Below are 18,172 nucleotides of genomic sequence, written 5' to 3'. Positions count from 1 at the left end.
TCATGTTCCTGTTTCCGGCGTCCCAGTTTTCAAACCTGTTCTCTGCTCTGTTCAGCCATTATCGCCGCCACCCGCTGCAACTGCTGGCATTGGCGTTGATGATTATGCTGGCCACCATGCTGTGGACCGGCGTGAACCACCTGACGACTCAGGCGCGAGCCAGCTTGGGCCAGAGCGAGCAGGCTGTTGCCGCACGCAGTCAGGTAGAACGCGTTGATGGGCAGGCGCTGACGGTGGCTGATTTTGTAACTCTACGCCGTGCCGGCCTGTGCGTAATGCCCTGGCTGGAAGTGGAACGCCCGGGGCAGGCCGGCCGGTTGGTGGGAGTAGACCCGCTGGCCGCTGGTTGCTTTGCGCGAGCTACCCCATCGACGGACGATAACCGCCTTGAACCACCTAAAAAACCTGAGCCAGCCTGGGTCCCGACGTTAAACGGTGAGCCCTTTATCGACATCAGCGAAGCCGCCGCGCTGGCGCAAAACGTCGCCTCACGTAACGTAAGGTTTAGCCTGTTAATTGTGCCGCCTGAGCCTACATCTGCGTTGCCCGCAGATTACCGGATGACAGGTTTCTCATTAGGTCCGGACACCGGCGAACTGGGCGAAAGCTTTTTGCTGAATCTGGACGCTCTGGGATTTTTGGTGCTGTTGATTACGGCCTTGCTGCTGCGCAGCGTGTACCAATTGGGCATGGCCCAGCGCCGTGACAGCTTTGCCTTGCTGCAGCGATTTGGGGTTACGCCGTCTGCTATCAACCGGGTATTACTGGTCGAAATTTTGCTGCTGGCGCTGCTGAGCGTGGTGCCAGGTGTGTGGCTGGGGCGTTTGCTGGCGGGCACCGTGGGGGGTGGCTTTGGTCAGGCCTTGGACAGCCTTTTCGATACACCGTTGTACGCCGGCCAGGCCGAAAACTGGCTAACGCCGATAGTGACCATGATGGCCATCGTGCTGGCGGTGTGCCTGGCGCAGAATGTGCGGGCACTGCTGCTGCGCATGGCGGCCGCGTGGCCGTTTGCTCTACCGGCGAAGCTTTTAACTGGGTTTGGATTTGGAGTGAGCCCGTGGCCTTGGTTGGCGATGCCTTTGGCTGTGGCAGGCCTGGCGATGGCGCTGCTCGCGCAGTCGCTGCCGCTGGTGTTTGTCGCGGTCGCGCTGGTGTTTACCGCTACCGGTATTGCCGCACCATTTGCCATTGCCGCGCTGTCTGCAACCCTTGCCCGGAAAACGCGGGAGCCATTAGCGCGCTGGCGCCACACCGAGCTTGGAGTTATGGCCCGCAGGCTGGCCTTGCCTTTAGTCGCGCTGCAGTTTGCGCTGGCGATGGTGTTGGCGGTGCAGGCACTGGTAACGGTGTTTGAAGCTACCTTTGACGAGTGGCTGGGTCAGCGCTTAGCCGCCGATTATTTTATTGAAGTGCCCGCCGGCGCCAGTGCGAATGCGGCCGCGCAGTGGCTGGCTGCGCAGCCGGAGCTGGCGCAAAGCGGTGACTGGCATCAAGTGGTGCGTGGGGTCGCGCAACTGCCAGCGACGGATAGCCAGGTGCAGTCGGTTGACTTGTTTGCATTGGGGCCCGTTAGCCCGCTGCTGACCATGTGGAGCCTGCAGGCCGCCGGTGACCAGCCCTGGCAGGGCTTTGCTGCAGGTGAAGGCGTTATGGTGAACGAGCAGCTGGCGCGGCGTTACCCGCTGGCGGTAGGGGATACCTTGGTGCTGACATTGGCGGACACCCGCCTTGAACTGCCGGTGCTGGCGATTTATGCGGATTACGGCCGCCCAGCCGGGGAAGTGTTGATAAATCTTGAACTCTTGCCGAACGAGTTCGTGCCGGCGTTTGAAAGTTTTTCGATCAGCCCAGGCGTAATCGACATTGCGCTGATAACCGATGGCCTTCAACGGCTTTGGCAGGTAGACAGTGTGCGGGTGCGTGATAACAAGCGCGTTCGCGAACTGGCCGATGCGGTGTTTGACCAGACGTTTTTGCTGACCCGCGCCATGACCTTTGTCACTTTGGTGTTGGCGGCGGTTGCCTTGCTGATTATGGGCTGGGTGTTTTTCAGCACCCGGGCTTGGTATTTCCGCTTGCTTCAGGTTTGGGGATTAACACGACGCCAGGTTCTGATGCAGTTGGGCCGATTGGCGCTTACCCTGACCCTATCGATTACCCTTTTGGCATTGCCCCTGGGCGTCTGGTTGACCTGGGTTCTGGTGCACCGAATTAATCCATTGGCCTTTGGCTGGTCTTTACCCATGGCTATCTATCCCGGGTTCTGGCTTCAACTGGGGGTTGTGAGTATGTTGGTCGGGCTCAGCATCACGTTGCTGATGCGCAGCCAGCTTGGCGGTAGCGGCCCAAAACCGGTTTCCGCTGCCAGCCTGCAGGGTGATGAGCGATGATAAAAACTCAGAAATGGCCCACAGGCCTCTGGCAAAAAGCCGCGACTTTTCTGCTGTTATTCACCACTGTGCTGGTGGCCGGGTGTTCGCAAGAGTCAGATACCGGTGGTTTCGCCGGCCTGGCTCAGGCCGGCGACGGCAGTCAGAGTGAAGCCTTCTTGCAGCCTGGGCCGGGGGATCGATTGCATTTTCCCGATGATTGGGGGCCGCACCCGCAACACCGTATTGAATGGTGGTATTTGACGGCCAATCTCAAAACCGCAGACGGCGAGCCGGTGGGCGTGCAGTGGACCCAGTTTCGCCAGGCTATCCAATCCCGCACTGTCGCAACGGTGCCGCCGGCCGCAGAGCAGTGGCCGTTGCAGGCAGCCTGGATGGCCCATGCGGCGGTCAGTCTTGAAGGTGAACACAGGTTTGCCGAAAAATTCGCCCGCGGCGACATTGGCCAGGCCGGAGCTGTGGCCAGCCCGCTAGACGTCTGGCTTGATGACTGGCAACTGACCCAACAGCCTGACGGTGCTTTACGCCTGCAGGTGAACACGCCCGAGTGGGGGTACGATCTGTCATTGCGAGTTCAGGGCGAGCCGGTAGCCCATGGCGATCAGGGCTTCAGCGCAAAATCTGCAAGCGGTGAGGGCTCAATGTATTTCAGCCTGGTCGACATCGCCATCAGCGGTGAGCTGACCCGCAAGGGCGAAACCCAAACGGTGACTGGCAGGGGATGGTTTGATCGGGAGTGGAGCAGCCAGTTTTTGAAAACCGGGCAGCAGGGCTGGGATTGGTTTGCCCTGCACCTGGATTCGGGCGATAAGGTGATGGCGTTTCAGTTGCGGCAGCAGGACGGTGGGTTTCTTTCGGGTACCTGGATTCCAGAGTCCGGCGAGCCGGTGGCATTGCCGCCTGATGCGCTTAGCCTGACAGCGCTGGGTTTCAGTGGTGCTACGCCCAATCTATGGCGCCTGCAGATACCGCAATATCAGGTGGATATTAATCTGGCGGCACCTGCCGGCCGCTATATCAATAACGGGCTCTTTCCCTATTGGGAAAGCCCGGTGAGCGTGTCTGGCAGCCACAGTGGTGAGGGCTATATGGAACTGACCGGGTACCGCGGTTCACCGTGATAGGCGGTTGTTTACCAGGTGATGCTTTCTACCGGAACCGGCCCGGATTGCATGTCGATCACCGCATCCTGACCCGGTAGCTGGCCGTCGATGATGTCGCGCAGTTGAATTTCTTGTTCTTCCAAGGGGTCAGACAGGTCAATAATGATTTCAACCCGACGGTTTTTCGCCCTGTTCTCGGGTGAATCGTTTTCTACCCGTGCCGCGGTATCCGCCAAGCCTTTTACCGCCAGCCGACTAGGCGCGACGGCTCCGCTTGCCAGTAACGCGTTGGCCACTGAGGCGGCGCGGGCGGCGGACAAGTCCCAGTTGCTGTAAAATCGGTCAGTACGGATGGGTACATCGTCGGTGTGGCCTTCTATCGTCAATTCGCCCGGAATACTGGCCAGTACTTCGGCCATTTCCAGCAGCAGGCTTTCGAACTCCCAGGTGAGCTTCGCCGATCCAGACGGAAACGAGCCTTTTTCTTCCACTCGAATCACAATACGATGCTGTTCTTGGGTCACGTTGATGCGGCCGTCGCTGAGCGCGGGTTTTAGCACCTTGCGCAGCTGTTCCAGCTGCTCCTGTATTTTTTTCTGCTCGGCAGCTGTGGCGGCGCTATCGACGGCGCCCCGCAGGGTATCCACTTTCGGTTTCTGATCGGTGGTAGTCTGCTTTATTTCATTGATTACGGTCGGCTCTGCCGGAGCCGACGAAAAGTTGTCAAATATTATGCTGGTGCCCATAGGCATTTCCACCGCGGGCACATCGCGCTGAACACCGAAGGCTGCGGACAGTTCGCCGGCAATCTGTTTAAATTTCTGCGCGTCGATTTCAGAAAACGACAGTAACAGCACAAAAAAGCACATCAACAGCGACATCAGGTCGGCAAATGTCACAACCCACGCCGGGATGCCAGGTTTCTCTTCTTCCGGGAAGTCTTCCATCGGTTAACTGTCTGCCGTGGCCGCGGTGGCTTCTTCAGATACCTTATCGCGCTCTTTGGGAGACAGATAACTGGATAGCATCTGCTCGATAATTCGCGGGTTAACGCCTTCCTGAATAGCGCCCAGCGCGTCTATATAGAGCGACTGCATGCGGGCCTCCTGGATCATTCGCAATGACAGTTTGTCGGCAATAGGTGAGGCAATCATGGTCGCCAACATGGCACCGTACAGCGTGGTTAGAAGCGCAACCGCCATGGCAGGGCCAATGGATTTCGGGTCTTCCATATTGGACAGCATTTGCACCAGGCCAATCAGCGTGCCGATCATGCCCATGGCGGGACCAACGTCTGCGAAGGCGGTGAATACCTTGGCTCCGGAGCGGTTGTGCTCCAGGGTCATCAGTTGCTCTTTATTGAGCAGTTGTTTGATGGTGGCACTGTCCTGGCCGTCGACCAACATCTGAATGCCGTTACCAAGAAACGGCGAGCTTACCTCGCGCCCTTCCAGGCCCAGCACGCCCTGGCGCCGCGCCACATTAGCAATATCTACCAGCTCGTCGATGGCTGCGCGGGTTTCCGGAAGTTTGAACTTGAAAGCGCGGATCGCTGCTTTAAATGCGCCCAGAAACTGCTGAAAACTGAATTTGGCCAAAACCACCAAAAGACTACCGCCAATAACAATCAGCAGCGCCGGGACGTTAAGAAACACGTCTGGTGACACGCCTAAAATAACCGCCGAGACGATCAACATCATCGCGCCAACCAGGCCAATAAGAGTGGCAAAATCCACAGTAACTCCAGAATACTCAAGTTGTTGTTATCGAAAGAGCCGGTGTTAGCGGCTGTTTTTACGCGGGCCTTTTCAGTTTGTTTCTTGCAGTTCTTTCCACGCTGCATAACGGTGCAGGTCTGACTCCACCAGTTTCAGGCACAAGGCAACCACACCTACATCGTCTACGAAGCCGATGGATAGAATAAGGTCTGGAATCAGGTCCAGTGGGTTTAACACGTAAATCAATGCGCCAACAATGGCGGCGATACTTTTCCACGGTATGCTGCGATAACGACCATTATAGTAGTCTCGCACCAACGAAAACATTAGTTTTATATCTGTTGTGAACCGGTCGAGCTTACCACTGTTTTTGACCTTTTCCTCTACCGCTTGCTGCTTTTCTAACAGGCGTTGAATATCGGCTTGTTTGACTTTGTCAGACTCCGATTCCAGCTGCCTGCGAGCGGTGCGTTCACTGATAAATGCCATAGCGTGTCCCGGTTGAAGGCCGATGGGTCAGGAAAGCGGCCAGTCCGCCGCATCAACGGTGTGCAGCCCCACGGGCTGCTCGGCGTGGCCGTTCCAGCGCTCAACAAAGGTACCGTTCGGGTCGTATTGCTGGGCTTGCTTGTCCAGATTGAATCTCCGCAGGCCGCGAGGATCGGCGCCCACGCCCGCCAGATACTGCCAGTTCCCGTAATTGCTGGCTACATCATAATCGATCAATTGCTGTTCAAACCAGGCCGCGCCATAGCGCCAGTCCAACTCGAGCTCGTTAATAAAGCAGCTAGCGACCAGTTGGCGGCTTCGGTTGCTGATGTAACCGGTCTCCCGGAGCTGATTCATGGCCGCATTCACCAGCGGATAAGAAGTGTTGCCTTCGCACCAGGCTTTGAAACGGTGGCCATAAAAAGTCACAGACCGGCGCTTGCCCTGCACACCGTCACGGCGAAATAACTCAGACCCGTGCCGCAATGCATACCAGTAAAAATATTCACGCCAAAGAACTTCAAACCAAAGCCAGTACGTGGATTCGTTGCTGGTGTGTTGCTGCTCATACAGGCTGATGCTGTCTGCAACCTCGCGCGCTGACAGGCAACCATGGGCAAGCCAGGGCGAGAACTTGGAGGATGAATTCCAGTCGTCCAGCGCATTGCGAGTTTCTTTGTAGGTGTCGATCGCGTGAGTGCCCGCTAAAAAATCCCGCAAGCGCGCCAGGCCGGCCTGCTCGCCGCCGCTAAACGCTGACGGCTGAGTGGGTTCCTGAATGGCAGGGCATTCACCGCGGTTATCGTCTGGCAAACCGGGTGCTGGCGGCAGCATTTTTACCGTTGGGATGCGCAATCGCGCAGGCCCTCTGTCGCCTTTTTTCTCGATCAGTTTGCGAAACTGGGAAAAGGTTGCCGGCAAATCCTGCAAGGGCATCGGCAGCAGGCTTTCGGTAAACAGGCCAAGGGTTTCGTATTGCGTGAACGCAATTTTCGAGAGTTTGTCCTGAAGAGTTTGCCACTGCACGGCTTCACGGGTACCGGGCTGGCGCGAACGCACAATTCGGCTGATGGCGTGGCTGTGGGCCAACGCAGGAATCACGGTTTCCGGATCGCCCCAGGCAATGTGCAGGCGCTGGCCCAAGGCGCGCAGGCTGCGTTCTAGCCCAATCAGGCTTTGCCATAAAAAGCGCCAGCGGTGGTGGCCCATGGTTTTGCACTGCAACGGCCCGGGTTTGAACCATCGGGGTTCCACAACGTAAACGCACAGCAACATGTCCGACTTGGACGCTGCCAGCAAGGCGGCGTTGTCGTGTAAGCGAAGATCCCTGGTAAACCAATAAAGCGTGCGCAACGTAAAATCCTCATTAATCCCCATGTGGTTATAACACTACGTTTCCGTGTGTTAAAAGGATTATCCACAACGCTTCTGTGAGGGTTCGTTTAAGTCTGAGGGTGCCATTCTGGATGTAAACCAGAAGGTCTCGGATATGACGGGGGGTATTGCCGGGCGCCAACAGGGTCGGCGCCCGGAACTTCACCAGCTCGAAAGCGGGTTTACAGTTCTTGAGCCGTAGGACGCAAGATGATCTCGTTGATATCTACGTCATGGGGCTGCTCAATGGCGTAGACAATGGCGCGGGCAACCGAATCGGCACTGATCGCGACCTTGTAAAGTTCCTCTGCCGCTTTTGCCGCATCGGGATCGGTAATGGTGCTGGTCAGCTCGGTGGCTACTGCACCCGGTGAAATGTTGGTGCTGCGAATTTCGTCACCGGCTTCTAGGCGCAAGCCTTCAGACAGGGCTCTGACTGCGTATTTAGTTGCGCAGTAAACCGCACCGCCCGGGAATACTTTGTGCCCGGCTACCGAGGACAAGTTGATCACGTGTCCGCTGTGTTGCTCGCGCATGGTGGGCAGCACGGCCGCAATACCATACAAAACGCCCTTGATGTTGACGTCGATCATCTGTTCCCACTCGTCTACCTTCAGGGCGTCCAGCGGCGCCAGGGGCATAAGGCCAGCGTTGTTGATCAAAACATCAATACGGCCAAATTTCTTTTTGGTTGCTGCAGCCAGACTTTCGACCTGTTTGCGATCGGTAACATCGGTGACCTGCCACAAGACTTCTGTACCTTTTGCTTCCAGCTCTTCGGCCAAAGACTTCAGACGGTCTTCCCTGCGGGCTGCCAGTACCAGTTTGGCACCACGGTCGGCCAGGTGGCGGGCGGTAGACTCGCCCAAACCGCTGCTGGCGCCTGTGATGATGACAATCTTGCCATTAATCGGATCGTTAGTGTTGCTCATAACTTTTCTCCTGTTTTGATCAGAAAATTCTGATCAGGCACTGATATCGAGTTCTTGCAGTGTTGGGTAATCGGTATAGCCGTGTTCACCGCCACCGTAGAAAGTGCTGTCATCCCACTCGTTGAGCGGTGCGTTCTGGCGGAACCGCTCGGGCAGGTCCGGGTTGGCAATAAACGGCCGGCCGAAGGTGACCAGGTCGCAACGGCCTTCGCTAATGCGCGTGCGGGCTTCTTCAGCTGTATAGGCGCCGTTGGCGATGTAAGTGCCTTTATATGCAGCTCGAATTGCGTCGATGATGTCTTCCGGGCGACCGCTGGCGTGATTACCCTGGAACGAGTCTTCTACCACCTCAAGATAAGCGATCCCCAAGTCGTTCAGGTGTTTGGCAAAGGCCGTAAAGGTTTCGATGGGGTTGTCATCGTGCATGCCGTTAAAGCTGCCGGTCGGGCCGACACGAACGCCCACTTTGTCTTTGCCCCACACATCAATGACGGCTTCAATCACCATCAGCGGCAGGCGCAGGCGATTTTCCAATGAGCCACCGTATTCGTCGGTGCGGTGGTTACTGCCGCTTTTTATGAATTGCTCCAACAGATAACCATTGGCGGCGTGAACCTCAACGCCGTCAAACCCTGCCTTTTGTGCGTTCAGGGCGCCCTGGCGATACTGTTCGACAATGCCGGCCATCTCGTGGGTTTCCAGCGCCCGGGGCTCAAGCACATCCACCATGCCGGAATCGGCACTGATATAGGTTTTGGCGCCTTCCGGTTTGATGGCAGACGGTGCAACCGGTAACTGGCCATTCGGCTGCAGTTCGGGGCGGGAGATGCGACCTACATGCCACAGCTGCATGTGGATACGGCCACCGGCAAGATGCACCGCGTCGGTAATGTTTTTCCAGCCATCAACTTGTTCCGGGGAATGAATGCCCGGTGTGAAAGCGTAACCCTTGCCCTGTGGTGATATCTGAGTGGCTTCACTCAGAATCAGTCCGGCACTGGCCCGCTGCTTGTAATAATGCACGTTCATGGCATTCGGAACATCGCCCGGTTGGCTTGAGCGTGAACGCGTTAGTGGAGACATCAGAACCCGGTTGGGCAGTGTCAGGTCCCCCATAGTCAAGGGCTGAAATAACGGGTCATTCAGTTTTTGGTTGCTCATAAAATATACTCTTGTCAGGTTAACTAATATTAATTAGACCAGTCTACTAGCGGGTGTCCTAAAAAAATTAGACAATGCCGAGGCACTGGGTGAAAAATACGCGGACAAACCGTTCCATCGGCTTTGTCGATTTCACAACTTTGGATCTCAGGATCGCGCCTTCCCAGCCAGACAGCAATACGCTGGCAGCATCAGAAGGATCAATACCCGCATCAATATCGCCGGCAGATTGCGCTTCGGCAATGCAGCGTTCAAAACGCTTTTCCCAAGCACAGAACACCTTGTCCAGTCGAACACGGAATATCTCGTCTTGCCCGGCAAGCTCCTGTCCCAGATTGCCAATAAGGCAACCACGGGTGCAGTCGCAATTCGTCATGTTGTCAAAGCCGGTATCAAAGTAGGCCCGCAGGCGGTCAACGCAGGGGCGACTACTGTCGTTAAGAATCTGGTTCAGCTTTTCATCGTATTCCTTGGCGAAGGTGTCAATGATTGCAAGGCCGAAGTCATTTTTACTGCTAAAATAGTGATAGAACGAGCCTTTCGGCACGCCAGCAACTGTCAGGATGCCATTAATGCCGGTCGCACCAAAGCCTTTCGTACCGATAAGGTCAGCGCCGGTTTGAATAATAAGATTGCGTGTGTCGTTCGTTGTCATGGCATCCATACTAGACCGGTCGTCTAGAATACGTCAAACTCTCGATATGCGGAATAACCGTAACGCTCTACTTTTAACTCTCTAACATTAACTCTGCCTGCAAGGAGATGTCCTGTGATTAAATCCCGTGCCGCCGTGGCTTTTGCTGCCAATCAGCCGCTGGAAATTGTAGAAGTGGATGTCGCACCGCCCCAGGAAGGCGAAGTTCTGGTGCGTATTGTGGCCACCGGTGTGTGCCATACCGACGCCTACACCCTGTCGGGCGCGGACCCGGAAGGCCTGTTCCCGACCATTCTGGGCCACGAAGGTGGCGGCATCGTTGAAGCCGTGGGCCCGGGCGTGAAAGACCTGGAAGTGGGTGATCACGTTATCCCGTTGTATACCGCCGAGTGCGGCGAATGTAAATTCTGCACCTCTGGCAAGACCAATTTGTGTGGCGCCGTGCGCGCAACCCAGGGTAAAGGCGTGATGCCCGATGGCACTTCGCGTTTCAGCTACAAGGGCGAGCCTATTTACCACTACATGGGCTGCTCAACCTTCTCTGAATACACCGTGCTGCCGGAAATTTCGCTGGCTAAAATCCCCAAAGAAGCGCCTTTGGATAAGGTATGCCTGCTGGGTTGTGGTGTAACGACCGGCATTGGTGCTGTGCTCAATACCGCCAAGGTGAAAGAGGGAGATACGGTCGCAATCTTTGGTTTGGGTGGCATTGGCCTGGCCGCGATTATCGGCGCCAAAATGGCCAAAGCCGGGCGCATTATTGCTGTTGACATTAACCCCGAAAAATTCGACATCGCGAAGCAGTTGGGCGCCACCGATATGGTCAATCCGAAAGATCACGACAAGCCTATTCAGGACGTGATCATCGAAATGACCGACGGCGGCGTGGACTATTCCTTTGAATGCGTGGGGAATGTGCAGCTGATGCGTTCTGCGCTGGAGTGCTGCCATAAGGGCTGGGGTGAATCCATCATCATTGGCGTGGCAGGCGCCGGTCAGGAAATCAGCACCCGCCCATTCCAGCTGGTTACCGGCCGGGTCTGGAAAGGCTCTGCTTTTGGTGGCGTAAAAGGCCGTACGGAATTGCCGGGCTATGTGGAGAAGGCAGAGAAAGGGGAGATTCCCCTGGATGTTTTCATTACCCATGAAATGCCGCTCGAAGACATCAATAAGGCGTTTGAGCTGATGCATGAAGGCGAGAGCATCAGGACGGTGATTCATTTCTGATTCGAACTTTTTGAGCCTGTGCTATGGATAAACTGACCGCTATGAAGGTCTTTTGTGCGGTTGTTGAAACTGGCGCCATTTCTCGTGCTGCAGAGGCTGTCGGGCTGTCTACGGCCGTCGTGTCCAGGGCAATAACAAGCTTGGAGAAGGAGCTTGGTTCCCGACTCCTTCACCGCACCACCCGACAGCTGTAGGTCACCGATGCCGGTTTGCAGTATTACCGGTGTTGTGTCGACATTATCGTTCTCCTGGACGACGCGGAGCAGGCTGTCAGAGAACAGGACGCCAAACCCAAAGGGCTTTTGAGAATTAGCTTGCCCCAAAACTTTGGCCAGACTTTCATAGCGCCGTTGCTGCTCGAATTTCAGCGACCATATCCGGAGCTTGAACTGGAAATGAGATTTAGTGACCGGACCGTGGACATTGCCGGGGAGGGTTTCGATTTGGCAATTCGGGTGACAGGCGAAGTTGACGATCATTTGATTGCACGCTACCTCTGCCCAATCGATCTGGTGTGCTGTGCGTCTCCTGACTATCTGGAAAAACAGGGTACCCTCCAAGTGCCCGAGGATCTTCAAAACCATAACTGCCTCACCTATTCCTACGCCGGATTTGGTGAAAACTGGGTATTTGTTCGCGGCCAGGAACGCACAGTGGTTGATGTCAGTGGTAATGTGCGAGCGAATAACGGCGATGTTCTGTGCCAGGCCGCCAGTCAGGGTATGGGCATAGCACTTCTACCCGAGTTTCTGGCTAAGCCGTTTGCAGCCGCAGGCCAGTTAAGACCGGTACTTGAAGACTATGAACTCGCTTCATTTGGTGTTTACGCGGTTTATTCCACGACCGCGCGCCAAGTAAACAAGATAAGATTACTACTGGCGTTTCTTGGTGAACGCCTTCCGTCTATGGATGTCAATATGCCGCACTAATGCCGCATGCACAGGCTGGTGTCAGGATTGTTGCTGACAGGGCAAAAGCCTTTTGTGGTTTTGGAGCCTAATCAGGCGGGTGTCGTTGTGAAAGACTGAGATGGTCAATACAACAAGACGGAGAACACTATGACTTACCTGGCATCAATTAAGAACGGCACGCTGTTTGATGTGTTCAAGCAGTACCCGGACCTTTCCCATACTTTGCATATCTTCCTTCAGGATCTCCTGCGCGGCGAAGACAAGCCCTTTTATCCCGAAAACCAGCGGCTGATACCTGTGTTTGTCTACGTGCGCAAACTGACACAGAAAATTGAAACCATTAAACAGTCAGATATCGATGCCATCTTGGCTGCGGGCTGGGATGAGAAGGCCGCCGTGCACGCGAATCTGATATGTGGAGTGTTCAACCTGTTTAACCGGTGGGTTACGGGGCTCGGTGTCAGTGGCGATAAAAAATATGTTGAAGGAACGATCAGACAGTTGCTGGCTGCGGAATACACTGGCGTGAACGATATGATTGATAGTGTGTTGAAACGCGGCCGAAAAACTGCCTGATATCTACTTACCAAATAAGCTCTAGATTCTGTCGCGCAATTCCCGTGTTTGTTGCAGGTAAGCCTGCTAGGAATTTGCGCGGACGAAACTGTTACACGGTGATATACCTGCTCATAGTGCCCCGATCAACGACTTTGCCCCTTACGTTTGGGAAACAACCAGAATGAAAACCACCGGGTCATTCGTGGCATCAGCACGTGGCTCATCAAAACCATGACCAGCATGGTTCTCAGCAACAATGGTACTTGGGCCAACAGATCACCAAACAGAATGAAGACCAGCGTTACCGCCGGATAAAGGGCCAGCCAACTGACAATTGTCATCTTGTATTTGGGGGGCGGTTTTACCGGATTCTGGCCTGGCAGGGTAAACCAAGTAACGATGCCAGATGTGACTTCACGTTCGCTCGGCTTTACCAACAGGCTCTCGATGTGCTCCAGTAGCTCCGCCCGCTCTTTGGACGCTTCCCAGGCAGTCAGTGATTCCCGATCCCGGAATTTGAACACAATCCGGTATTCGGGATCCGCCGGGGCGGAACATGGCGGTTCCCAGGTAGCCCGGAAAGCAGGCGGTTCTCTCCGTCATCTGGCTGCTCAGTTTCTCGAATTCAGCTTCTTGTCCTTTTCTGACCCGCCTTGAAACCACAACGGTTAACGGGAGCGCTGAATCGTTTGTCATGATGGGTTTTCCTTTATAGGGATCGGGTGGCTTTGCCGGTTTCGGCTGGCATCAGGTGTTTGATAAGGAGTTGTTGTCGGTCAGCATGGTAGCCGACCGCCTGGCTAGCCTTGACGGTATCGAGAAGCTGCTCACTGGTTGTGACCGCTATTTCATGAATGTCGTGAATTTCCTGATTTAGTTGCGATACCGTCTGATTTTGCTGTTCACTGGCGGCGGCAATCTGTTGGTTGAAACCATCGCTTTCGGCAATGCCCTCCACAATAGCCTGAAGTGATTCAGCACTCGCGGACACCTGCTCGACGCTGATGACAGAGCGGCGCTTGCCCTTTTCGATGGATTCGACCACTCGCCGGGAGCCCTCCTGCAAGGCGGTAATCATCTCCTGAATCTCGTTTGTGGATTCTTGGGTGCGCTTTGCGAGAGAGCGGACTTCATCCGCAACCACCGCAAATCCGCGCCCGCTATCACCGGCTCGAGCCGCCTCAATCGCTGCGTTTAATGCCAGCAGGTTGGTCTGTGCCGCAATAGCGACGATCACATCCAGGATCCGGCCAATGGACTGGCTGTTCTGGTCCAGTTCTTCCGCAGTCTGGCTGGACTCTTCCAGCTCCCGGGCCAGAGCGTGAATGCTCTCTTGGGCAGCAGCCGCTGAGCGGGCGCTGTCTTCTCCGGCTTCCCGGTTGCGTGTGCTCAGGCTGGCAGCTTGCTGGGTATTCTCTGAGACTTCTCGGATGGTTGCCGTGAATTCCTCGATGGACGTAGCTGCAGTGGAAAGGGCCGCTTGCTGCTTTTCGGAGGCATCTGCACTTCCCTGAAGCAGCGCGTTGGCCTGCAGGACATTGTCTTCAATCTGTCCGCCACTGTCACGAATCCTGGCCACCATGACTTCCAGCCGAACTTCCACCAGTCGCATAGCGAGTTCGATCTGCCCCGCTATACCGGCGTTGCCGGTATAGACCAGTTGCTTGATCGGGTGACTGACAAGGCGGCGGCAACGATTGGAAAGTCGGGTCAGAGGCCGGTTGAGGCTATACAGCAGGCCAAGGGAAACAGCGCTGCCCATAGCGAACAGCGCAGCAGACAGTCCCGGCTGACCGGCCATGCCTGTGATCAGGGATGGGGTAAGACAAGAGGTTCCCACCAGCCATTGCACGGTGCTTGGCGCGATTCTGGGAGTTCTCAGGGCCAGGGGTTGTTTGCCTTTGCTGCGGGCACGGTACACCTGCTCGGTGCGTTGAACCGTGGCGGCATCCGGTATCCGGTAAATGGCCTGGTACTCAAGAACGGTACCATCTGTGTCGGTAATGGGCGTGACAAACGCATCAAGCCACCAGTCAGACCCATCGGCAGTGCGATTGAGGATCATGCCCATCCACGATTCGCCCTTGCCAACGGTTTTCCACAGATTCTTGAGCGGGCCCTTGGGCATTTTTGGATGCCTGAGTATGTTGAAGGAGGCTGCTTTCAGCTCGCCTTCAGAGAAACCGCAGGGCCTGCAGAATGCTGAACTTGCGTAAGTAATTCCGCCTTTGCTGTCAGTTAGCACCAGTAGCTGGTCGTGCTTGGGGGGAAAGTTTGGCAAAGGTTCAATTCGGGACATCTTGTTCGACCTCCGAAACGAAAAAAAGGGCCCGCGAAAGCGAGCTCAAAGAGGAGCAACAATGGTAGGCAGGTTAGCTGCCGGTTGCTCGCATGTGCTGCACGTTGAACATTTGTGGCTTGGACAGCTCAGGGTCAACCTGGCCTTTGAACTGGCCGGTGGTGCAGTGGCTGGCTTGTACATCGATCATGCTAAACGAATCGTCGATAGACACGCCTGTACCCTTGTTCTTGGGCAGGTGGTAATCAGGGTGAGCTTGGCCGATGGTGAAGGTTTTCCACATACTTCCTTTACGGTCATAAGACACGGTGCGGGGAATGGTGAAGGTCTGGGCATCCATGTAATGAACGCGTTTTGACAGCGGGTGGCTGTCATCGACGGGGACCGACTCTACTTCGTAAACTTTGCGCAGTTGCCAGGTGATGTCCGGGAAGCACCCGCCCTGACCGTTGAAGGCAATCACCTGATAACCGTCGTCATCCTGATGGGTTTCAGTATCGAGGTTCATGTCATTGTGATTGTAGAAGGGCATCAGCATGTAACGGGTACCCTTGTAGGTCCAGTCCATGTCTGAGATACGGCCGTTATAGCCCTCGAAATCTTCAATCATCAGGTCCGATCCCAGAAACGCATCGGTAACCTGCCCGGTCGCCAGTCGACGCACGCGGCGCTGAAAACCGAGGTAGAGCCAGGAGTTGTCCCGCTTGAGGTCATCTGCTGCGCGGTGGATCAGCAGCTGGGTATTGCGCACGTCCGCCGGGTCCAGTACCTGCACATAGATGGCGCGGAACAGGTCAGACGGGTTGGGTGTGATTTCCGGCGTTGGCTCCTGAATCACGCGGCCCTTGTAGTTCAGGAAGTGGAAGTTGAACTTGATGGTTCGCTCCAGTTTGCCTGAATCCATATCCCGGTATTTCCAGTAAAATGGCGCAATGGCGGCGCTGTCGCCCCAGTTGTAACCGTACTTGTAGTTCCAGGCCAGTTTTTCGCCAGCTCGCGGGTCATTTGCATCAGGTGCCTGCGGGAACGGACGACCGGCTTTCCAGCCGTTGATTTCACCAACCTGTTCGCCCAGGGACACCTGCCCCAGAGAATCATGGGTTGCCCCCACATAGGCCGGGTGCAGGTCGAACGATGTGGTTTCTCCGACGGTCATCGAGGTCCAGCCGTTCTCAATGAAAGTGAGAAAAGCCGGGTCAATGACGTCCTTGAACTGATCCACATTGGACTGGTCAATGTTCATGCCGACGCTGAGGCCTTCATGGCTAGGCGTCTCATCGTTGTAAGGATGAAATGACGCGTTGATCACTTCGTCGCTGGCGTAGGCGTTGGCGGAGAGCATCCCCGCTGTCAGGCCGATCATCAGACCGCTGAACACGGATTTTTGTAATCTTGTCTTCATATCATTTCCTCTTTATCAGAAGCTATAACGGGCAGTCAGCTGGATTTCGTCTTCTTTCTGGGCCATGCCGATGGGGCCGGACTGGAAGCGACCGAGGGGTTCATAGCCTGAGAGGCCTGCAGACTCGCCCGGTTGCTGGTTAGCGACACCCGGTGTCTGTGTGAATGGGTCCCAGGGGTTGCAGGAGCGACAGTCATCGAACTCACGAGCACCATCGCCTACCTTGAAATTGCCGCCGAGTGTCAATTTGAAATTGTCGTTGACCAGCCAGTCGACAGAGGGCGCAATGGCAGTGGCCTGGGCCCGGAAATCATGAGCGGTGATGATTTTCGGAGTCAGGCGACCATTCATATAGAAGCCCTGAACCAGAAGTGTGGCGGTCCAGTTATGCTCGTAATTCGGAATGCCGGCTTTGCCGTAGGTTCTTTGCTCGCGCTCGTGATCGAGAATGTGCTCGCCGAAGATCTGACCGGAGAACAGGAACGAGTTATCTTCATTCAGAAAGGGGATGGCGATGTTCTTGTCTGCACCAATGACGTACCTAAGTACGTCAGACTCGGAATAGAGTTTTTCGCGAAGGGTGTTCGCGAACTCTTCGCCTGAGGTGTAGGCAGTTTCAACCCGAAAGACCGTATCGACGCTCTGGGCGTAATAATCTACAGAGCCGCCAACCAGGTTGACCCGGGGGAAGTGGATGTCGAAGGCAATCAGGCCCGGCCACACAGCGGTCTCACCAGTAAAGCCATTCTGGCCTGGAATGCCACCTCTCAGGGATGGTAGCTGTGAACGGTAGGTCAGCGCGTTCAGCGAGAAGCCCAGATCACCATAAACACCTTCAAGCTTCATGCCGAGCTGGGTATTGGACAGGCTCCAGCTGGGCATATGAGCTTTGCGGACACCAATCTGGGCAGGTCCGAAATCCGTCGCGAAACCGCCATCCGGAGTGGCACCTGCGAAATTGGCCACGGTGCCACCGTTTTCCCAGAGGTTGTTCATCCCGCGGAAAAAACACCCTGCATCGAGAATGACGTTTGGCTGTCCGCATTGGCCAATGTCGTGGGGCCGGAACTTGTCGAAGTTCCACACAACCTGGAAGTTCAGATCGTCGAAGGCCAAGCCGTCAAACACCTCGGTGGGCCCCATGCGATAGTCCGTGCGCAGGATCCACATGGGAATCCGGATATCTTCCAGTTCGTCGTAGATGTTGTTGCGGGAGTAGTCCACCGGATTGATCACATCCAGGACCCGGAACAGATCCGTCCTGCCCCAGATTACCTGCTGTTTACCCAGGCGGGTGCTGAGAATGTTGCCATTATCAAAGTTTATGTCGAAATCAGCATAGAGCTCTCGGATGAAGTCGGCGCGGTCGTTGAATTCCTGGTACCGCAGTTCATCGGTATCCTTGTCCAGATAGCCGTCAATACAACCACGGGAATCCTTGTCACAGGGGCGAACCGGAACACCGAAGGCTACGCCATTGTCTTGCCCGTGCAGGTGCTCTCCAAGAACAACCATTCCGTCATTCGGATTCTGGTTAGTATCAAAGCCCAGGAAAGGGGTGGGTGCTATTCCGCCACCATGAGGTACGTAACCTTGGGTGCCTTGCAGCTGAATCGGCCCGCCCGCATTACGCCCATACTCATCATCATTAAGATCGTAAACTCCGTCATAGCTGCCACGGAGGGTCGCGTTGAAACTTACATTGTTAAAGACGCCCACATCACCGGCTTTTTTTTCCATTTCCATCTGCAGTGTGTTTCGGAACTTGGAAAGCCCTACGCCTTCCCGCCCATAAGTAGCATTCTCAACGTAACCGTTCACGCGGGTGTCTTCCGCCGCTGCGGCGTTGGTCATCGGTAACAGCGCCAGGGTGGCACTACCCGCGAGGGTGTAGCACCAGGTCCTCAGGCCTTTTATTATTGTTTGCATTGCAGGTCCTCTTACAGGTTT

Annotated in this window: 16 protein-coding genes; 5 read left to right on the top strand and 11 right to left on the bottom strand. The window is 55.5% G+C overall.

The genetic code is table 11. The features are described from left to right. The first annotated feature begins 2 nt into the window (after positions 1-2). Positions 3-2,393, top strand: coding sequence for an ABC transporter permease (locus MIH18_RS11150; RefSeq protein ID WP_249012463.1), 2,391 nt, complete (start codon positions 3-5; stop codon positions 2,391-2,393). Next, positions 2,390-3,514 (top strand): lipocalin-like domain-containing protein, encoded by a 1,125-nt coding sequence (locus tag MIH18_RS11145; protein WP_249012462.1) that lies wholly within the window; start codon positions 2,390-2,392, stop codon positions 3,512-3,514. Before MIH18_RS11150 ends, MIH18_RS11145 begins: the two co-directional genes overlap by 4 nt. 11 nt (positions 3,515-3,525) lie before the next feature. Here MIH18_RS11145 and MIH18_RS11140 read toward each other — a convergent pair whose 3' ends face one another. The 7 genes from MIH18_RS11140 to MIH18_RS11110 form a co-directional block, all read right to left on the bottom strand. Then, complete coding sequence (locus MIH18_RS11140) at positions 3,526-4,443, bottom strand: flagellar motor protein MotB (protein WP_249007252.1); 918 nt, start codon at positions 4,441-4,443, stop codon at positions 3,526-3,528. 3 nt (positions 4,444-4,446) lie between these two features. Beyond that, entirely contained in the window at positions 4,447-5,232 is a 786-nt protein-coding gene (locus MIH18_RS11135) for a MotA/TolQ/ExbB proton channel family protein (RefSeq protein WP_249007253.1), read from the bottom strand. 72 nt (positions 5,233-5,304) lie between these two features. Beyond that, the gene (locus tag MIH18_RS11130; RefSeq protein ID WP_249007254.1) at positions 5,305-5,703 is read right to left on the bottom strand and encodes a YkvA family protein; all 399 of its coding nucleotides are present in this window, start codon (positions 5,701-5,703) and stop codon (positions 5,305-5,307) included. A 27-nt stretch (positions 5,704-5,730) separates the two neighbouring features. Next, positions 5,731-7,056 carry a DASH family cryptochrome gene (locus tag MIH18_RS11125; RefSeq protein ID WP_249007255.1) on the bottom strand — a complete coding sequence of 442 codons (1,326 nt, stop codon included), beginning with the start codon at positions 7,054-7,056 and terminating at the stop codon, positions 5,731-5,733. A gap of 203 nt (positions 7,057-7,259) precedes the next feature. Further along, complete coding sequence (locus MIH18_RS11120) at positions 7,260-8,009, bottom strand: SDR family oxidoreductase (RefSeq protein WP_249007256.1); 750 nt, start codon at positions 8,007-8,009, stop codon at positions 7,260-7,262. Positions 8,010-8,042: 33 nt separating this feature from the next. Then, positions 8,043-9,170, bottom strand: coding sequence for an alkene reductase (locus MIH18_RS11115; protein ID WP_249007257.1), 1,128 nt, complete (start codon positions 9,168-9,170; stop codon positions 8,043-8,045). 67 nt (positions 9,171-9,237) lie between these two features. After that, positions 9,238-9,825: a TetR/AcrR family transcriptional regulator gene (locus MIH18_RS11110; RefSeq protein ID WP_249007258.1), complete on the bottom strand. Its 588-nt coding sequence runs from the start codon at positions 9,823-9,825 to the stop codon at positions 9,238-9,240. A gap of 114 nt (positions 9,826-9,939) precedes the next feature. Between MIH18_RS11110 and MIH18_RS11105 the strand changes: the two genes are divergently transcribed. The 3 genes from MIH18_RS11105 to MIH18_RS11095 all read left to right on the top strand — a co-directional run bounded on the left by MIH18_RS11105 (position 9,940) and on the right by MIH18_RS11095 (position 12,539). Beyond that, positions 9,940-11,052: an S-(hydroxymethyl)glutathione dehydrogenase/class III alcohol dehydrogenase gene (locus MIH18_RS11105; RefSeq protein WP_249012461.1), complete on the top strand. Its 1,113-nt coding sequence runs from the start codon at positions 9,940-9,942 to the stop codon at positions 11,050-11,052. 209 nt (positions 11,053-11,261) lie between these two features. Further along, positions 11,262-11,981 (top strand): substrate binding domain-containing protein, encoded by a 720-nt coding sequence (locus MIH18_RS11100; protein ID WP_349293788.1) that lies wholly within the window; start codon positions 11,262-11,264, stop codon positions 11,979-11,981. Positions 11,982-12,110: 129 nt separating this feature from the next. After that, positions 12,111-12,539, top strand: a complete 429-nt coding sequence (locus MIH18_RS11095) for a hypothetical protein (protein WP_249012459.1) — start codon at positions 12,111-12,113, stop codon at positions 12,537-12,539. A 125-nt stretch (positions 12,540-12,664) separates the two neighbouring features. On the opposite strand, the gene MIH18_RS11090 is transcribed toward MIH18_RS11095, so the two are convergent. The 4 genes from MIH18_RS11090 to MIH18_RS11075 all read right to left on the bottom strand — a co-directional run bounded on the left by MIH18_RS11090 (position 12,665) and on the right by MIH18_RS11075 (position 18,151). Continuing rightward, positions 12,665-13,045, bottom strand: coding sequence for a hypothetical protein (locus tag MIH18_RS11090; RefSeq protein WP_249014576.1), 381 nt, complete (start codon positions 13,043-13,045; stop codon positions 12,665-12,667). 185 nt (positions 13,046-13,230) lie between these two features. After that, the gene (locus MIH18_RS11085) at positions 13,231-14,820 is read right to left on the bottom strand and encodes a PAS domain-containing methyl-accepting chemotaxis protein (protein WP_249014575.1); all 1,590 of its coding nucleotides are present in this window, start codon (positions 14,818-14,820) and stop codon (positions 13,231-13,233) included. A 73-nt stretch (positions 14,821-14,893) separates the two neighbouring features. After that, complete coding sequence (locus tag MIH18_RS11080; RefSeq protein ID WP_249014574.1) at positions 14,894-16,222, bottom strand: DUF1329 domain-containing protein; 1,329 nt, start codon at positions 16,220-16,222, stop codon at positions 14,894-14,896. A 15-nt stretch (positions 16,223-16,237) separates the two neighbouring features. After that, positions 16,238-18,151 carry a DUF1302 family protein gene (locus MIH18_RS11075; RefSeq protein WP_249014573.1) on the bottom strand — a complete coding sequence of 638 codons (1,914 nt, stop codon included), beginning with the start codon at positions 18,149-18,151 and terminating at the stop codon, positions 16,238-16,240. Positions 18,152-18,172: the final 21 nt, after the last annotated feature.

This window comes from Marinobacter sp. M3C (assembly GCF_023311895.1).
Lineage (GTDB): Bacteria > Pseudomonadota > Gammaproteobacteria > Pseudomonadales > Oleiphilaceae > Marinobacter.
This window is presented reverse-complemented; position numbering and strand designations above follow the sequence as displayed.